The organism is Bartonella sp. OT172YNZD (assembly GCF_042193725.1).
GTDB classification, from domain to species: Bacteria; Pseudomonadota; Alphaproteobacteria; order Rhizobiales; family Rhizobiaceae; genus Bartonella; species Bartonella grahamii_A.
In genome coordinates, this window is sequence record NZ_JBHILZ010000094.1 from 1 (window position 1) to 682 (window position 682).

Annotated in this window: 1 protein-coding gene; it reads right to left on the reverse strand. The window is 37.2% G+C overall.

All coding sequences use genetic code 11. The features are described 5' to 3' along the window. Positions 1-293: 293 nt before the first annotated feature. Positions 294-682, reverse strand: a 389-nt coding sequence (locus ACFIJS_RS09215; protein WP_375651326.1) for a hypothetical protein, incomplete at its 5' end; no start/stop codon positions are given.

Genomic DNA, 682 nt, shown 5'->3' on the forward strand with positions numbered 1-682 from the left:
TCCCTTGGCCACTAATCTAGCTTTGAAGGTCTCTACCTTCCCATCCACTTCTCTCTTTCTCTTATATACCCATTTGCATCCTATAGGTTTGATGCCTTTGGGTGCTTCTACAAGAGACCAGACTTTGTTAGAATGCATTGATTCTAACTCTGACTTTATAGCCTTTTACCATTGAGATGCATCAAGATCTTTAATAGCCTCATTGTATGTAGTGGATCTGACTCATGTTCATTAGAGAGAGCTATAAAACCTTCTCCTAGACCCATCTATCTATCAAGTTATCTCATAATCCGTCAATTACAACGATGTACTACCTGTTGATGTTTTGAAGGTAATCGTTGATCAGATTCAACATTTGTATCTGAAGTGGTTATGACATCTTCAGATTCAACTCTTGAATTTGAAGTATCTAATAGTTCTTTAAGAACTATTTCACTCCTAGACTTATGATCTCTTATATATTCTTCCTCTAGAAAGGTTGCATTTGCACTAACAAATACTTTTCTTTCTTGAGGGCTATAGAAATAATAAGCTCTTGTTCCTTTTGGATATCCTACAAACAAACACACCTTAGTTTTTGGTTCCATCTTTTTGGATTCAGGCTTTAGCACATGTGCTGGACATCCCCAAGTTCGTAAATGGCGCAAAGAAGCTTTACGCCCTATCCACAATTCTCTTGGTG